General features: G+C 61.2%; 11 protein-coding genes. 3 read left to right on the top strand and 8 right to left on the bottom strand.

The features are described 5' to 3' along the window. Positions 1 to 308: 308 nt before the first annotated feature. Complete coding sequence (locus QNJ86_RS05130) at positions 309 to 971, bottom strand: response regulator transcription factor (protein ID WP_283831524.1); 663 nt, start codon at positions 969 to 971, stop codon at positions 309 to 311. Beyond that, the gene (locus QNJ86_RS05125; RefSeq protein ID WP_283831523.1) at positions 968 to 2,077 is read right to left on the bottom strand and encodes a sensor histidine kinase; all 1,110 of its coding nucleotides are present in this window, start codon (positions 2,075 to 2,077) and stop codon (positions 968 to 970) included. The genes QNJ86_RS05130 and QNJ86_RS05125 overlap by 4 nt, the downstream gene beginning before the upstream one ends. A gap of 213 nt (positions 2,078 to 2,290) precedes the next feature. Here QNJ86_RS05125 and QNJ86_RS05120 point away from each other — a divergent pair, with 213 nt between their 5' ends. From QNJ86_RS05120 to QNJ86_RS05110, 3 genes are read left to right on the top strand one after another with little or no spacing between them, the layout of a single operon-like run. Then, on the top strand, positions 2,291 to 3,226 hold the full coding sequence (locus QNJ86_RS05120) for an ABC transporter ATP-binding protein (protein ID WP_283831522.1): 936 nt from the start codon (positions 2,291 to 2,293) through the stop codon (positions 3,224 to 3,226). 9 nt (positions 3,227 to 3,235) lie between these two features. Beyond that, a complete protein-coding gene (locus QNJ86_RS05115; protein ID WP_283831521.1) occupies positions 3,236 to 4,456 on the top strand; it encodes an ABC transporter permease in 1,221 nt (406 codons plus the stop codon). Continuing rightward, the gene (locus tag QNJ86_RS05110) at positions 4,443 to 5,675 is read left to right on the top strand and encodes an ABC transporter permease (protein WP_283831520.1); all 1,233 of its coding nucleotides are present in this window, start codon (positions 4,443 to 4,445) and stop codon (positions 5,673 to 5,675) included. Before QNJ86_RS05115 ends, QNJ86_RS05110 begins: the two co-directional genes overlap by 14 nt. A 97-nt stretch (positions 5,676 to 5,772) precedes the next feature. Here QNJ86_RS05110 and tilS read toward each other — a convergent pair whose 3' ends face one another. The 6 genes from tilS to QNJ86_RS05080 form a co-directional block, all read right to left on the bottom strand. After that, positions 5,773 to 6,891, bottom strand: a complete 1,119-nt coding sequence (gene tilS, locus QNJ86_RS05105) for a tRNA lysidine(34) synthetase TilS (protein WP_283831519.1) — start codon at positions 6,889 to 6,891, stop codon at positions 5,773 to 5,775. Between the two features lie 65 nt (positions 6,892 to 6,956). After that, complete coding sequence (gene cysK, locus QNJ86_RS05100; protein WP_283831518.1) at positions 6,957 to 7,898, bottom strand: cysteine synthase A; 942 nt, start codon at positions 7,896 to 7,898, stop codon at positions 6,957 to 6,959. Positions 7,899 to 7,913: 15 nt separating this feature from the next. Beyond that, positions 7,914 to 10,670 carry a bifunctional diguanylate cyclase/phosphodiesterase gene (locus QNJ86_RS05095; RefSeq protein ID WP_283831517.1) on the bottom strand — a complete coding sequence of 919 codons (2,757 nt, stop codon included), beginning with the start codon at positions 10,668 to 10,670 and terminating at the stop codon, positions 7,914 to 7,916. A gap of 1 nt (position 10,671) precedes the next feature. Beyond that, positions 10,672 to 12,498: a recombinase family protein gene (locus QNJ86_RS05090; RefSeq protein ID WP_283831516.1), complete on the bottom strand. Its 1,827-nt coding sequence runs from the start codon at positions 12,496 to 12,498 to the stop codon at positions 10,672 to 10,674. Further along, the gene (locus QNJ86_RS05085; RefSeq protein ID WP_114549982.1) at positions 12,499 to 12,999 is read right to left on the bottom strand and encodes a hypothetical protein; all 501 of its coding nucleotides are present in this window, start codon (positions 12,997 to 12,999) and stop codon (positions 12,499 to 12,501) included. A gap of 102 nt (positions 13,000 to 13,101) precedes the next feature. Beyond that, positions 13,102 to 15,843: a DUF4116 domain-containing protein gene (locus QNJ86_RS05080; protein WP_283831515.1), complete on the bottom strand. Its 2,742-nt coding sequence runs from the start codon at positions 15,841 to 15,843 to the stop codon at positions 13,102 to 13,104. Positions 15,844 to 15,962: the final 119 nt, after the last annotated feature.

Below are 15,962 nucleotides of genomic sequence, written 5' to 3'. Positions count from 1 at the left end.
CATCCAGTCATCAAAAGCAGCCAAAACAAACGAGAAAAACCCCGAATTACCTATTGACTCTTTATAGCTGGACTACGAGAGATAACCTTACCTGATAGGTTTTTGAAGGTATAAACTCGCTTTAAACCTGTGTTTTCGTGCTTCGCGCGAACGGGTGGTCTGGAGACCACCCCTACGGGGGTTATGCCTCTTGTAAGACCTCGCCTACTAGTCAGTCAGCCCGCGTCATAAAGTTTGGGGCTTGGATGACTCTGGCGTAATCAGTAGCGCGATAGCGCGTCACATTTTTACCGCGCGGGCAGTTGAACTTACCGCTCGCGGTAGTAGCTGATCGCTAGCTGGGTGCGATTCTTTAAGTCTAGTTTCTGTAGGATGGCGCTAATGTGGTTGCGTACGGTGCCTTCGCTGAGGAACAACTCGGCGGCTATCTCGCGGTTGTCGAGGCCTTCGGCAACCAGTTCAACCACGGCGCGCTCGCGCTCGGTCAGGCTCTCATGAGCGCCGCCACTCTCCCCCGCCGTCGGAGCAGCGGAGGAAGCCGCGCTCGCCGCCCCCTCCTTGCGCATGAGCGCATCCACGCGCCCCAGCACTTCCCCACCAAGCACACTCTGACCAGCCATAACCGTGCGCAACGCGGGCGCAATGGTGGCCACCTCCTGCTTGATGAGATACCCCTTCGCCCCCAAGCGCAGCGCACGCACAATGTACTCGTCGTCAGAAAACGTGGTGAGAAACACCACGCGCGCGTCGGGGTGCGCGGCCAGAATGCGCTCGGCCGCGTCGAGCCCACCCATGCCTGGCATCTGAATGTCCATGAGCAGCACGTCAGGCGCATGTTCCTCAAACAGCGCCACCGCTTCCTCCCCCGTGCCGCCGAGCGCCACCACGGCGATGTCGTCCTGCGCCTCAAGAATGGTTTGCAGCGACAGGCGCACGAACGGGTCGTCGTCAACGATGATCGTCTGAATCATACTTGCTCCTTCGGAATGCTGGCGAACACGCGGAAGCCCTTGCCCGCCTGGTACTCGGCGCGCAAGCGGCCGCCGAGGGCGCTCACGCGCTCGTCCATCGACTTCAACCCCAGGCCATGCGCGGGCTGACCGCCGCGCGCTCCGTCGGCCACCGCAGCCGCCGCGCCACCTTCCCCCGTGCCGTTATCCTGCACGATAAGCTGGTAGAGCGCGGGGTATTCAATCAGCGACACGTCCACCCGCGTGGCATCGCTGTGGCGCGCGACGTTGGAAAGCGCCTCGCGCACAAGCGCCACCAGGCAATACGCCACCGGCACGGGCACACTCTGCGCGTCATACGCCAGCCGCACGTCGGGCAAACCGCACGCGCCAATCACGCCCTCAAGGCGCGTGCGCAAATCGAACGCGTCGTCGTGTAAGTCATGCACGCTCTTGCGCACGGTGTCCATGGCCTCGTGCAGCGTCTCCCCCACCGCAGCCAGTTCCTCCTGCACACGCTCATCATTCGCGTGCACCACCTGCAGCGCCTCCACCTGCAACACAGAGCGCGTGAGCAAGTGCCCCACGTTGTCGTGAATTTCGCGTGCAATGCGAGCACGCTCGGCTAGCGTGGCCAGGCGTACCTCATAATCCTGCGCGGCCAGAAGATCGCGGTTCTTCTCCGTGAGCGACAGCGATTGTTCTTGCAGCTCATCGCGCAGCGCCCGATAGCCCGCGCGCTCCGCTTCCGCCCACTGCGTGCGCCACGCCATGAGACACGCAACGCCGCAGAGCGCCACCAACCCGCCTAGCAAGAGCGGGTTAAGCAGGCGTGCGGCCACCACCAGCGGCACCAGCCACACGAAGCGCACAAGCACCAAACGCTCCCCGAACAGCACATAGGCCGCCAGTGGCAGAAACAACACAAACGCGGGCGACACCAGCGCCGCCACCAGATAGGCGCCCGCTACCACAAAGCGCAAACGACTCTCCGGCCGCAGGTCAAAGCAGCACACAATCACAACAGCAGCCAGAAGCGCCGCCACATGCGCGCCCGAAAACGTCGCAAGCGGCAACAGTAGCAAGCACAGCGCTGCAAGAATAGTTTGATCGATAACGCGTTCCATGCCACCAGTATAGCCGCCCGCGCGCGCACGCGAGGCGAGGCAGCCGGCCTTTGTGCATCCCGTCACCCGCGTTTGTGACAAATGTCACGGCGCAGCAACAAACCAATGACGCCGGACACTTCCGCACCCGTCCCAGGTGGGGCACCATAGAACCACGACGAAACGCCGGGCAGACCACCCACTACTCGCCCGGCGAAACCACAAGGAGGAACCATGGACATCGTGGCTGTTGACAACCTGGTGAAGCGCTACGGCGACGTGCCGGCGCTCGACCACTTCAGCCTGCACATTGAGCCGGGCGAAATCTTCGGCCTGTTGGGGCCGAACGGCTCGGGCAAAACTACGGCCATCAACTGCATCCTGCAGCTGCTCACGTTCGACAAGGGCACCATCGAACTGTTCGGCGAGCCCATGCGCCCGTCGCGTTACGACCTGAAGCGCCGCATTGGCATTGTGCCGCAGAACGTGGCCGTGTTCGAGGAAATGAACGTGCGCGAAAACATCGATTACTTCTGCGCGCTGTACGTGAGCGACCGCGCCCGCCGCCGCAATCTGGTGGACGAAGCCATCGCGTTCGTGGGACTGGAAGGCTACGAGAAGTTCCGCCCGCGCAAGCTCTCCGGCGGCCTGCTGCGCCGCCTGAACATTGCGTGCGGCATCGCGCACAAGCCTGAACTGGTGTTTTTCGACGAACCCACCGTGGCCGTGGACCCGCAAAGCAGAAACGCCATCCTGGAAGGCATCCAGGCCATGAACCGCGCCGGGTCCACCGTGGTGTACACGAGCCACTACATGGAAGAGGTGGAGGAAATTTGCACGCGCATCATGATTATGGATCATGGGCGCGCACTGGCCACCGGCACCAACGCCGAACTGAAGGCCATGATTGGCACCGGCGAGAAAATTCAGATTGACGTGCCGGAACTCGCCGACGCCGCCTTCGCGCGCCTTGAGGCGCTGCCGCACGTGACGCGCGCCCTCTACCGCGACGGCACCCTGGAGTTGGCCTGCGCAAACGGCACGCACAACCTGAGCGAGGTACTGACCGTGCTGCAAGCCGCCGGCGCCACCTTCGGCCGCATCTACGCCGAACCGCCCACCTTAAACGACGTGTTCCTGGAAATCACCGGCACCGAGTTGCGCGACTAGGGGGATCTTATGTTCAACGTGTTCAAAGGGGCACTGCTGACGCTGGCGCGGGAGAAGGCTATCTTTATTTGGGTGCTTGCCTTTCCGCTCATTCTGTCAACGATGTTCATTTTCATGTTTTCAAACCTCGACGATGCGGGGCAGTTCGAGCCCATTCGCACGGCCGTGGTAACCGACGCGCACTACGACGACGCACCGGGATTCGCCGACATGGTGGACGCGCTCGCGGAGCCGGGCGAGAACCAGATGCTCGACATCGTGCGTGTGACCAGCGAAGACGAGGCCATCGACCTCATGCGCACCACCGCCACCGGCGGCTCAACCGCAAACGGCGGCCTGAACGAGAGCGTGATTGGCTACCTGATGGTAAGCGCCAGCGGCGAGCCCAGCGTGCACGTGCGCGGGGGTGCCGCGCCCGAGTCCATCGACAGCGCTAACCAGTCCATTCTGAAGGTGATCGTCGACAACTACCTGCGCAGCACCGCCCTCATCAAGGACGTGGCACAGGAGAACCCCGCCGCGCTTTCCGACCCGGCAGCCGTCGCGCAACTCCTTGAGGTACAGGATCTCACCGAGAAGATCGACATCACGCAGAACCCGCCGAAAGAATCCGTGCGCTTCTACTTCGCCCTGTTGGCTATGGCGGCGCTGTTCGGCGGCCAGGTGGGCATGGTGGCCATCTGCCGCACGCAGCCGAACCTGAGCGCACTCGGCGCGCGACGGGCCCTAGGTGCCGTCAGTCGCGCGAAGACGCTTGCCGCCACGCTGGGCGCAAGCTGGGTGCTGTCGTTCGCCTGCCTCGTGGTGGCGTACGCCTACATTCGCCTGGTGGCCGGTGTCGACTTCGGCGGGCGCGATGTGGCGTGCATCGTAGTGCTGGGCGTATCCGCCCTGGTGGCAACCGCGTTTGGCACGCTACTGGGATCCATTGCCCGCATTGATGACGGCATTAAAGGCGGCCTGCTCAGCGGCATAGTGTGCATCGCCTCGCTGTTCTCCGGGCTGTACGGCTCGCCCGTCATGAAAATGGCCGACACGATAAACGCCGCCGCACCCGCGCTGCAGTTCGTGAATCCGGCCGTGCAAATCTCGCAGACGTTCTACAGCATCATGTATTACGACACCTATCAGCGCACTATCGAGCACGTGCTGGTACTGCTGGCCATGGCGCTCGTTCTGTTCGCCATTTCGTCGCTCTTTATCAGGAGGCAGCGCTATGCAAGTCTTTAAGGCAGCCGTCAAAACCATCTTTCGCCACCCCATTTACCTGCTGGTTTATACCGTGCTTCTCAGCATGATGGGCGTCCTCATGGCAAGCAGCCTTCCGTTTGGCGAAGGCGAGGACGCGCAGTTTACGCAGTTTCAAACGAAGTTTTCCGTGATCGACCGCGACGGCAGTGACCTGTCGCAAGGACTGACCGCCTATCTGGGCGAACGCGGTATCGAGGTACCTTTGGAAGACACCCAGATTGCCCTCCAAGACGCCGTGGCCAAGGGGCAGAGTTCCTACATTCTCATAGTGCCAGAAGGCTTTGGGGAAGAACTCGTGGACGCGGCGCGCACCGGCGGCACCGCGCCGGAGCTGGAAACCGTGTACAGCTACTACTCGCTTGAGGGCAGCCTCATGGACCAGGAGGTCAACGAGTACCTGGGCATTGCGCGGGCGTTCGCCGGGCTTTCTCCCGACGCTTCACAGGCCGACGTGGTGGCCCACGTTGGTAGCGTGATGGCGGAATCGGCCCCGGTGGAAGCCGTGCAGCTGGGCGGCGGCACGAGCGAGGCGCAGCGCTTCGTGTTCTACCTGGACTGGGGAACCTACACGCTGTTCGCCACCATCATTGTGTGCGTGGGACTGCTGATGAGCACGGTGAACCGCACCGACCTGAAGCGCCGCAACCTAGTGTCGCCGGTGCCGTCACTCAAGTACAACTTGCAGGTGGCCGCCGCGTCGCTCGTGGTGATGACCGGCGTGTGGCTGTGGACCGTCGGCGTGGGGCTTATTGTGTTCGCCGAGGCTGCGTCGCAGATCAGCGGTGTGGGGCTGGCCTTCATGCTGGTGCTGGCGTACGTGTTTGCCACGGTGCCGCTGGCTATTGGCTACTTGCTGGGCCAGCTGGGCGTGAGTGAACTTGCCAGCAACGCCATCGGCAACATCACGGGCATGGTGGTGTCGTTCTTGGGCGGCGTGTGGATTGCCTTCGATCTGCTGGATCCGGCCGTGCAGGCAATCGCCCACTTCTCGCCCGCCTTCTGGTACACGAACGCGCTGCAACAGGCGTCTGAACTGCAAGTTCTCACGCCCGAGACGCTGGCACCAATTCTGGGGAACATGGGCGTGCTGCTGCTGTTCACAGTTGCCATCTTTGCGGTGGCGCTGGTGGTGGGCCGCATCCGCGTGCAGAGTGCCGAAGCGGGCGGCAACGCCGCGGCGGCAACGGGCCGGGCGTAACTTACGCGGCGCGAAAGTTGAGATGACGCGAGGGCTGCCGTGGGTGCGGCCCTCGCGTTTCGCCGTCTGCCTTCCGCGCCCTGCGAATCGTGCCCGCCTAGCCGCGCTTGCGGCGGGCGCGGAAGGCAGCCATGGGTTCCACGCGCACGCCGCGCTTATTGGCGCTGACGGCCACGTCTCCCTGGACGTTCGCCACGTAGCCGCCGCGCGGTGCGCCCTGCTCGTCGAAAGCGGCCAGTACGGCTTCCACCGTTGACGTTTCCACACGCGCCTCGGCGCCCAGCATCTGGCCGAGTACGCGCACTACCACCCGGCGCTGTAAGGGACGCGGCACGCCGCCCAGCTCAGGAGCCAGCAAAAAGCCGCCCGTGGGATCGAACACGCCCGCGTCCTCTTCCTCAAGCCACTGTACGTGCTGGGCCGTTGCCTCGTCGGTCATGTCTTCCAGCAGGTCATCCTCATCCGCGATAAGGTTCATGGTGCGGCGCAGCACATCCAACAGCTGCGGGTTGCGCTCCTTTACACGCGGCACAATCTCGTGGCGCACGTAGGCGCGGAAGCGATCGGTGTGGGCGTTCGTCGCGTCCTCGCGCCAGAGACACCCCTCGTCATCCAGCGCCACGGGAAGTCCCGCCTCACGGCGTTCCTCCAGGTAGGCGCGCAGGCTCGCGCGGCTTTCATCCATGAGCGGTCGCACCACCGGCCCGTTGCGATAGCGCATGGAGCGAAAGCCCCCCGGCCCCGTGCCCACGATGGAACGCATGTAGAAACTTTCCACCCTGTCATCGAGCGTGTGCGCCGTGAGGATGCGCCCGTCGGAAAGCGGCGCGGCGGCGTGCCGGCAGAGGCTTTCCAGCGCCTCGTTCGCTGCCAGGTAGCGCTCGCGACGCGCAACGGCCTCCACGTTCTCGCCCGTGCGCTCGGCCTCGCGGCCCACGTCCACTTCGCAAGAGAACAGGGGGATGCCCAAAAGCTCAGCAAGCTGCGCCACGAACCGCGCGTCGTCGTCGGCGTCGCGCCCGCGCAGCTGGTGGTTCACGTGCAGCAGCGCAAGCGGCCCCAAATCGCCGCGTTCATGCAGTTCAGCAGCCACATAGGCAAGCGCCGTGGAGTCCGATCCGCCCGACACCATCAGCAGCGCCGGCGTTTCGCCATCCGCCAAGTCCCGCTCCGCCAGCACCACCGCGGCGCGCTCAACCAGCGTCTCCGTATCCATGGCCAACTCCTTCCCTGTACTCCATCGCGCTTCCATCGCGCTTCCTGCAACCGCCGCGCGCTGTCCTACTCAAACAGCGGCGTGGACAAGTAGCGCTCGCCCGTGTCCACCACAAACGTCACCACCACATCCCCCTTCGCCTCGGGATGCTCCAAAGCAAAGCGGGCGATGGCGGCCGCATTCGCACCGGACGAAATGCCCGCCAGCAGCCCTTCCTGCTCGGCCAAATTCCGCGCCGCATCCAACGCGTCGGCGGTAGCCACCGGCACGGTTCCCTCCAACACCGACAAATCCAGCGTGTCAGGCACGAAGTTCGCCCCGATACCCTGGATGCCGTGCGGCGCCGGTTTCAACTTCTCCCCCGCCAGCGCCTGGGCGATGAGCTGGCTTTCCATGGGCTCCACGGCGAAGAAACGCGTCGGTGCCCCCTGCGCACGCAGGTAGTGCGCCACGCCGGAGATGGTGCCACCCGTGCCCGCGCCCGTCACCACGAAGTCAGGGAAGCAGCCGCCCAGCTGCTCTACGATTTCCGGGCCCGTGGTGCGCTCGTGCGCAAGCGGGTTGTCCGGGTTCGTGAACTGGCCCGCCACCCACGCGCCGGGCGTTTCGCGCGCTATCTCTTCGGCGCGCTCCACGGCACCGGCCATACCCGCCGCGCCGGGCGTCAACTCCAGCCGCGCGCCGTAGGCGGTCATGAGCATGCGGCGCTCGCGGCTCATGGTGTCCGGCATGACAATAACCACCTCATACCCGCGCGCCGCGCCTATCATCGCCAGCGCGATGCCGGTGTTTCCGCTGGTCGGCTCTACGATGGTGGTGCGGCCGGGCGCAATGTCGCCGCGCGCTTCCGCCTCGTTCACCATGCTCAGCGCCGCGCGATCTTTGATGGACCCGCCCGGGTTCGCCGCCTCGAACTTCGCGAACACTTCCATACCCGTCTCGCGCGAGAGCGCCTCCAGCTTCACCAGCGGCGTTGCGCCAATAATGCGCGCCACTTCGTTCGTCATTAGTATCTCCTTATCTCAGGCTTTCAAAAACTTCGCCTCAAACTCGTCGGGCAAAAGCGGACGGCCGAACAGGAAGCCCTGAATATAATCAAGCCCCATGTCGTTTACTACTTCGTACTCTTCGGCAGATTCCACGCCCTCCAAACACACGCTGATACCCACGTCATGGCACAGTTCCACCACAAACCGAATGAACGTGGCATCAAACGTGCTGGTGCGAATGTCGCGAATGAACGCGCGGTCTATCTTCACAATGTCAGCCGGCGAGGACTTCAGCACGCCAAGCGACGAATAACCGGTGCCGAAATCGTCCATGGCCACCTGCACGCCCAGTTCGCGAATCTGGTCGAACAGATTGCGCGCGTGCTCGTCGTCTTCGGCGAAGCGGCTTTCGGTCATTTCCACCACCAGGCTTCCCGGCGGCAGCCCTGCCTCTTGCAGCACGTTCACGATGAGCGGCACCAGCCCGTCCTCGTCCAGCTGGCGATACGACAGGTTCACGCTCATGGTGAAGTCGGGGCACAGCGCGCGCCAGCGCTTACAGAGGGCGGCCGCTTTGTGCAGCACCCACGCCCCCACCGGCACAATGAGCCCGCTTTCCTCCAGCAACGGAATGAACTCCAAGGGCGACAGGTCGCCAAACCGATCGCAGTGCCAGCGCGCGAGCGCCTCGGCGCCCACCACCTGGCCCGTGACGGCGTCCACCTGCGGCTGGTAGCGCAGGCTGAAGCCCTTAAAGCCCTGCTCAACGCTGTCGCGCAACAACTCCATCAGCTCCAACTCTCGCGTGCGCTGGGCCAAAATGGTCTGCGAGAAGTTCACGCAGCGCTTTTTACCATGCCCCTTCGCAAACTCCAGGGCGTAGTCGGCATACTTCACCAGCTCTTCAAAGGTACCCGCGTCGGCGGGGAACGTGGCGCAGCCGCCCGACAGCGTGCAGTAGAACTTCCTGCCTTCGTGTTCGTGCTGGTGTTGGAACGTGCCCGACAGCACGGCGTAGCAGCTGCGCAGCACATCTATCTGGTCGTTCACCACCACGGCGAACTCATCGCCATCCAAACGATACACGCGCGCGCCCTCAGGCAGCGCGCTTTGAATGCGCTGCGCGACGAAGCGGATAACCTCGTCGCCGAAAGCGCGGTCGTAGCGGTCGTTGATATGGCGCAAATCATCGATGCCAATAACCATCAGGCTGATGGCATCCAGCCCCTGTTCTTTGCCAGGCGTGGCGGAAAGCGACGCCGTACGCGCGTCCAATCGCGCACGCAGGTCATCTTCGAATTCAAAGCGATTGAACAGGCCGGTCAGCGGGTCAACCTTGCTTTTCTTCCCCAGGTTTGTAATGAAGCCGGCAAACAGCGTGGGCTTTCCTTTTGCGTCCAGAATGGCACGGCCGCGGCAGCGCAGGCGCACCCACTCGCCCTTGCGGTTGAGCGCGCGGTACTCCACCCAGTGGCGCGTCGTGCGGGCGTCCACAATCTCCTGGTTCGATTCGAGAAACGCCTGACGGTCGTCCTCATGCACCTTCGACCCCCACACAGCGGCGGCATTTTCCACCACCTCGCCGGGCAGGTCGAACTCCTCCACCATGGCCTTGGGATAGTGGAACACGCCGGTCTTCATGTTGCACACGTACAGGTAGTCGTCAGTGCTTTCCACCAGTGCCTCGTAGAGTTGGTCGCTGTCGTAGTCGAATGCGACGCTGTGGCCGTCGGTTCCCTGGTCGGCCTCTTCGGCGGCGCGCAGAGCATCAATGCTGTTCACAATGTGGTAGCGCCGTTTCTCCAGGTACATGCGCTGGTCCGCCAGGGCCAAAAGCTCGTACAACTCAAACGGCGACTCCGGGTCAGATTCGGCCAAGCCGTAGCAAAAGCCCATTTCATAGGGCGGTTCCACCCGCGGTGGCAAGGCGGCCAGCGCCGTGCGAGCGTGCTCCATGCGTGCGCGCACGCTGGCGGCGTCGGCTACAAACACGGCCACAAATTCGTCACCGCTCAGACGGAAGCCGTAGTCGTTCGGGCCGAACTCACGCCGCACCGCGTTGGCGGCGGAGCGGATGAGATGGTCACCCTCGGCGTGCCCGTAGCGATCGTTCACGGCCTTCAGGCAGTTGACATCGTAGAGCGCCACCGTGAGGCTTTCCTTTTGTTGCACGGCCTGCTTGAGTGACCGCTCCAGATGCTCCTTGCCCGCGCGGCGCGACAGCAACCCCGTGAGTTCGTCGGCGTTGGCAGACACGAGCGCCGTTACGTCCACCGACTGCTGCAGGTGCACACGGCGGCCATCAACCCAGGTAACAAGGCTGTCGTAGTTGCGATACGTGCGCCCGGTGACGGGACTCTCTTCGTCCCACTCCACCAGCGGCACCTCTTCTTCGCTGCGCACCAGATCGTCAATAGGACAAAACGAGCACCGCTCGGTCAGGCCACTTTGCAGCACCTTCCAACACACCTGACCCTCCGGGTTCTCCACGCCATAGTCGTGCTTCATGAACCCGTTCATGTACAGGATTTCGTCGGTTTCAGGGTCGGTGACGTAAATGCTCGTGCGCATTCCCTCCAACACGGTGTCGAAGACGAAGGTGCGCAAATCGGTGTCAAAGCCGTCGATGGATGCTGCCCCCGCGCGTGCAGGGACAGCCGGTACATGCGCCGTCAGGGGTGCGTCGCGGCGCATGGTAGGAAGCAGGTGCTCACTCGTGTGCGGGGGATCCCCCGCATCCGGAGGTCGATCGGGGGATGACGCCGTCCCGTCGGTGTCATGCTTGGTCATTTCAGCTCCTTTTCTCATGATGTTGCAGAGGACCACCCGGTCGCTCCTCACGTTCGGCCACCACAACGGTTTCGACGTGTGTCTCGTCATCTCGGAAATTCCCGTCCGCATCAAACGAGTCGGGCGTCACCGCCGTATACCCATCCGCCACGCCGGGAACCTCCTCCCAGAAGAAGCGCACCGGGCACTTGAACGTGACGCTCTGCACCACGCGCTCCTTGCGCGGGTTCCTATCCGCCAGAATGCGGACCTCGCTCACCGCCTCGTGCACGATGTCGAAGCGCGTCTGCTCATCCGCTTCCTCCAGAAGCTCGGGGATGCGGTCAAGCTCGTCCAGCAGCCTGCGCTCGCCAACCCTGCGCTTGTCGGCAGCGGCTATTTTAGCCCGCGTCTCCTCCAGCGCCTCCTGGAAACCGGCATCGCGGTCGTACAGGTCATCCAGCCGCCTCTGCAGGTCGCTGAACTTGCGCTCATAGCTTCGGTCAGCGGGGTCAAGCGCGTCAATCTGGTTCATGAGCATGCGCATGCGCTTGTCGTTAGCCGCCTGCTCGCGCCCGATGCGCTCGGCGTCCTCGCGCAGCTGCTCCACGTCGGTCTCGTCGTTGATGCGGCGGCGCAGCGCCTCCACGAACGCGTCCGAACGCGACGCCAGCTTCACCATCTCTATGACCTCGGCATCCACGTACTCCTGCGGGTACTGGCGGCTGAAGGTGCAGGTCGCCCCACGCGCCTTCGACGTGTGCGGGCAGTAGTACGCGTAGGTGGTCTTTCCCCGCGTACCGTCCTTCTTGACCTTTCCCCGGTTCGGGTGCGAGGACATCTTGCGCCCGCACTCCGGGCACACGAGCAGCCCGTTCAGCAGGTTCACGTGCCCGTCGTCGTGCCTCTTGGCGTTCGGCTTCCGAGTGCCCACGATTGCCTGGGCGGCCGCCCAGGTCGCCTCGTCGATGATTGCCTCGTGCCTGCCGTCGTAGACCTCGTACCCGTCGCTCTTCACCACGTGCGTCTCGCCGCGCGTGCCCTCGATGACCTCGGTGCGCCTGCGCCCGTAGGCAATCTTGCCGATATACACGGGATTGACGACCATCCGCGCTATCGTGGTGTTCCCGAAGGTCTCCATGGTCGCGTTGCCGCGAGCGGCCTTCGTGACGCCGTGCCTGTTCAGCCACGACGCTATCGCCATCGGCCCCTTGTTCTCGTAGGCGTACATCTGGAAGATTTTGCGGACGACCTTCGCCTCGTCCTCATCGACCACAAGCTCCTTGAACTTGCCGCCCCGGTCCACGAGCCGATAGCCATACGGGGCCTGCCCGCCGTTCCAGTAGCCCTTGCGGGCCTTCTCCTCGCGCCCGCTCATGGTCTGGGTGCGGATGTTGTCACGCTCCATCTCGGCGAACACGGCGGCGATGGAAAGCATCGCCTTGCCCATCGTCGTGGCGGAGTCGATGCCGTCCTTGACGCAGCACAGCTCCACGCCGTAGTCCTGGAGCATCTGGAGCGAGTTCCACGTGTCGGCGGCGTTGCGCCCGAAGCGCGACAGCTTGAACACGAGCACGTACGTCGGGCGCCTGCCCGGCTGCTCCTTGATGATGTCATCGAGCATCTGGCGGAACTGTGGTCTCCCGCGCACGTTCTTGCCGGAGAAGCCCGCGTCCACGTACTCCCCGAGCACGCGCATGCCGTGCATCTCGGCGTACCGGGTCAGCTCGAATCGCTGGGCGTCTATCGACTCGCCCTTCTCGACCTGGAGCTTAGTCGATACGCGGATGTAAAGGACGCAGGAGAGGGGACGGGTGGCATCTGGGTTCTTGGGATTTTTTCGTGCCACCTATTCGCCGCCCCCTTCTCGTCGCCAAATGACCTCGCCGGTCAGGTTGTTGACAATCTCCTCCACGTCGGACATGGGAATCTGCTCCTCGCAGACGTACCACGAGCCGTAATGCTCTCCGTGCGACGTGAAAATACGATATTGGCTCTTCTTCATGCGGTTCTTCTTCTGCCAGTCGAGCCACCACTGGTACTTGTCGTTCCACGGGATGACGAACTTGGCGGTCATCTTGTTGACAGCTCTGACCCCGCCCGCCGCCATGCCGATTGCAATCTTGTCCCTGTCATCGCTCGCACCAAGCTCCTCTTGCGTGAGCCATACGACGGGCTTGATGTCATCGGTGTCGCTCACGATGTCGTAATTGCCGTCCTCGCGGCGCTCCTTCCAGTATCGCTTGGGCTTGACCAGGTTGCTCGGCGTCAGCATCAGAAAGCCGTCTTCGAGAATCTTGGGAACGAAGTCCAGCGTGGTGTAGTGGTACAGATATTCAGGGTGTTGCATGTTACCCCCTCCCTTCATTTCGTACGTTAATCAATTATATAAATACGCATTTAATTATAAGCCCGCCGCCCTCACGGAACAGCGGGTTTATAGCTGCAAGAATCACGAGTCGAGCAACTTGCTTGCGCCAGGCAAAGCCTGTATGTCGTCATTATTGTCGATAGCAAGTATCGCATCGTTCCAAACCCGCAGCACGTTCTGGTCAAAGATGTACTGAATCGAACGCATGATGCGAGACGGCTCGTACATCGACCTATCTAAAACGACCTGCGGAACAACGGCAAGCTCCCACTCCTTACTCGACGCACGCGAGAGTATAGGGAGCTTCTTCTCCCTAGAAGGCGTGCCCAAATAACGCATTAGCATTGATTCGCCATTGCTCAATTGTGGCGGAAACGGCGAGGACGAAAGCAGCGACTCCACATCCTTGAACACCAATTTGTCGGTTGTATTCAAAGCAAAATAGGGAGTCACTTTGCCGTCAAATGGGTTCAAATATATGTGGTTAAACCAGTCAATATCCACGATGCAGCCGTGAATGCTGCCAGAACCGCCGATTGCCATCACTTCGTCTGAAACCATTGAAAGGGCTTTCTGGTACGGCATGAACGCGCTGCGCACTTTTCTGACATATTCAGGAAGATTCTCGTAATAATAGCTGATATCGTAATCGAGCTTGTGTCGTCTACCACCTTCCAAAAGGCACAAACTGCTGGCGCTTTCCAGCACAAACATGTACACGCCGCCGTATTTCAGCGCATACAAGTCACCAGGGTGCTTCATGCCCTGCATCATAATGCCCTGGCAGCGATTGAATTCAACATACTGCTCGCGCGTAATCTGATGAATGCCGTCCGGGTAATCCTTAAACGGGTCATACCTATGCACGTCAACCGTAAAACCGTTAAGATGCCAAGGCTTGGGCTTATAGCCGACCTGGTTATCGGAAAAGACAGATGTGCCGTCGTCCTGCAATAGGAACATGTTTTGGTGGGTATGGCCACTCACATAAATCCACTTCGGGTTGTATCGAGCATCAGACCAATCCGCCATCTGCGTATGAGTTAGCACGATTACCGGAATGTTCTCTGCGCTTGCCAGAACCTTCTCGTATATCGCCCGAAAACGCCTTGACCGCGCAATGTCCTCTTCCGTCGAAACCGCCGCTCGATACAAGCCCATCTCAGCGTTATAAACCGGGTTAAGCCCGGAGAACCCGATGCCGCCGAGCAATAGAAATGTGGAGTTTACACATGCCTCGGCTAACTCCTCAACGCTTGCGTTGAGGATTGCGTCCTCTCCCAAGACTGTGCTGCGAAGCCCCTTGTAGACAATGAACAGCTCATTTTCCAGCAGCGTCACCCCGCGAGGCATCGCCTGGCGATAATCAGTGATGATTTCATCAATTGGTCGAGCAGGCTCAAGTCCCGTAGGGTCGCCATCCCACAGCTCGTGGTTTCCTAGAACGGCAAAAATGTCGCCCTGCCACCAGTCATGACGGCTGGAAAACGAAGTAAGCCGTTCATAAAACAAGGCTTCCAATTCAACACTGTCTGCCACATCGCCGCCAATGAGCAAGGTGCTCCGAGTATCCGGCACAGACGCCAAAAGCTCGGCAATCTTATTGTCGATACGCTCTTGTATCTCAGGCAAAGACAGCTTCACGATGTCGTTAGGCTGCTTTACGAGCTGATGTTCAAGGTGGATATCGGATATGTAGTAAATCGTCTCCGCCGAACCATCGGCGACCGATAAATCGTAAGCATGCGGCTCATCCGAACACGAAATCGCCTGCGTCTCATCATCGGTAACGGAAGGCGTTTCGAGCGCAATCGGCTCATATTTTACGAAAGCGTCCGACCGAAATTCCTTTTCCAGCTTCTTGCGGTAGCTTTCGGGGAGCTTCTCAATAGGGATGGTCGGGTCCCTGCGCAAGGCGTCACGGCAGCGTTTCAGCGTCAGCATGGACTCAGGAACCGCTAGAATTGCCCGAGGATTGGTCTGAAGCGCGGAATCCACCAACTTCTTGTCCGGCATGGGCACATACCGCAAATTCATGGGGTCCCGCTCAACCAATTCGAGGCAGAGGTCCCGAGAAACGAATTCAGAAGGAGCATAGGACAGGCTCTCAGGGTAGAGCCGGGCAGACAGAGCGACAAGCTCTTCTGACATGCACTTTTCAGGAACGAGCGACAGCACCGGGCGATAGCTGCGATAAGCGCTCCGAGCCAAACATGAACCATCCGGCCAAAGAATCTCTTTGACAGGGAAAGGAGTCTCGATGGCCGCTCTAGCAAGCTCTTTTGTTATCAAGCGCTTCGGAACATATTCGAGTGCGTACCCGTTCGCTCGCACGGCTGCTTCGCAAAGAGCTTTGCCCTCTTTTCCGCGTAAGTAACAATCAGGCACAAACGAAAGGGTCTGGCCCTCGAAATCGTTGCAGACAGCTGTGAGGCATATCTCGTAGCCCTTGTCTCCAAGCAGTATCTGCGTGGGAACATCGCGCAAAGCGCCACCGTCGCTTCGCACCGCCGACATGCACATAGATATGTCCCGATACTGCTCGGGCACATACTTCAAATTCAAGCCGTTCTTGCACACTGCAATCTCGCACACTTCGCGCGTAAGATGCTTTTTCGCGATGACTTTGAGAATCGTATATGCGTGATTATCGACGTTGAAGCCGTTGACGGCCTCTTCCACTATCTCTTTCGTCTGTGCCCGTTTCCCGAGCGATTTCAAATGGATATACCAGTAGAACGGATTATCGCTGCTTATTGCCCCCGGCTTACTGTCCAGGCACTCTATCAGGCTTGACTTTTGAACAACAAGGCCATCTCCCATAACTCTTCACCTCCTCACTAATCCTTCCGAGCGTGCTCCGCAACCCACTCGTGGATAATCGCGGCAATCGTCGTCTCGCGCTCCGCTGCCATCATCTTCAGCGCCTTCTTGTCGCTCAC

Source organism: Gordonibacter faecis (assembly GCF_030077735.1).
GTDB classification, from domain to species: Bacteria; Actinomycetota; Coriobacteriia; order Coriobacteriales; family Eggerthellaceae; genus Gordonibacter; species Gordonibacter faecis.
Note: the sequence above shows the minus strand (reverse complement) of the source record. Positions and strands in the feature narration are given on the sequence as shown.

Coding starts and splice junctions, on each gene's coding strand:
- QNJ86_RS05130 (WP_283831524.1), bottom strand. CDS start 971: ATGATTCAGACGATCATCGTTGACGACGACCCGTTCGTGCGCCTGTCG.
- QNJ86_RS05125 (WP_283831523.1), bottom strand. CDS start 2,077: ATGGAACGCGTTATCGATCAAACTATTCTTGCAGCGCTGTGCTTGCTA.
- QNJ86_RS05120 (WP_283831522.1), top strand. CDS start 2,291: ATGGACATCGTGGCTGTTGACAACCTGGTGAAGCGCTACGGCGACGTG.
- QNJ86_RS05115 (WP_283831521.1), top strand. CDS start 3,236: ATGTTCAACGTGTTCAAAGGGGCACTGCTGACGCTGGCGCGGGAGAAG.
- QNJ86_RS05110 (WP_283831520.1), top strand. CDS start 4,443: ATGCAAGTCTTTAAGGCAGCCGTCAAAACCATCTTTCGCCACCCCATT.
- tilS (WP_283831519.1), bottom strand. CDS start 6,891: ATGGATACGGAGACGCTGGTTGAGCGCGCCGCGGTGGTGCTGGCGGAG.
- cysK (WP_283831518.1), bottom strand. CDS start 7,898: ATGACGAACGAAGTGGCGCGCATTATTGGCGCAACGCCGCTGGTGAAG.
- QNJ86_RS05095 (WP_283831517.1), bottom strand. CDS start 10,670: ATGACCAAGCATGACACCGACGGGACGGCGTCATCCCCCGATCGACCT.
- QNJ86_RS05085 (WP_114549982.1), bottom strand. CDS start 12,999: ATGCAACACCCTGAATATCTGTACCACTACACCACGCTGGACTTCGTT.
- QNJ86_RS05080 (WP_283831515.1), bottom strand. CDS start 15,843: ATGGGAGATGGCCTTGTTGTTCAAAAGTCAAGCCTGATAGAGTGCCTG.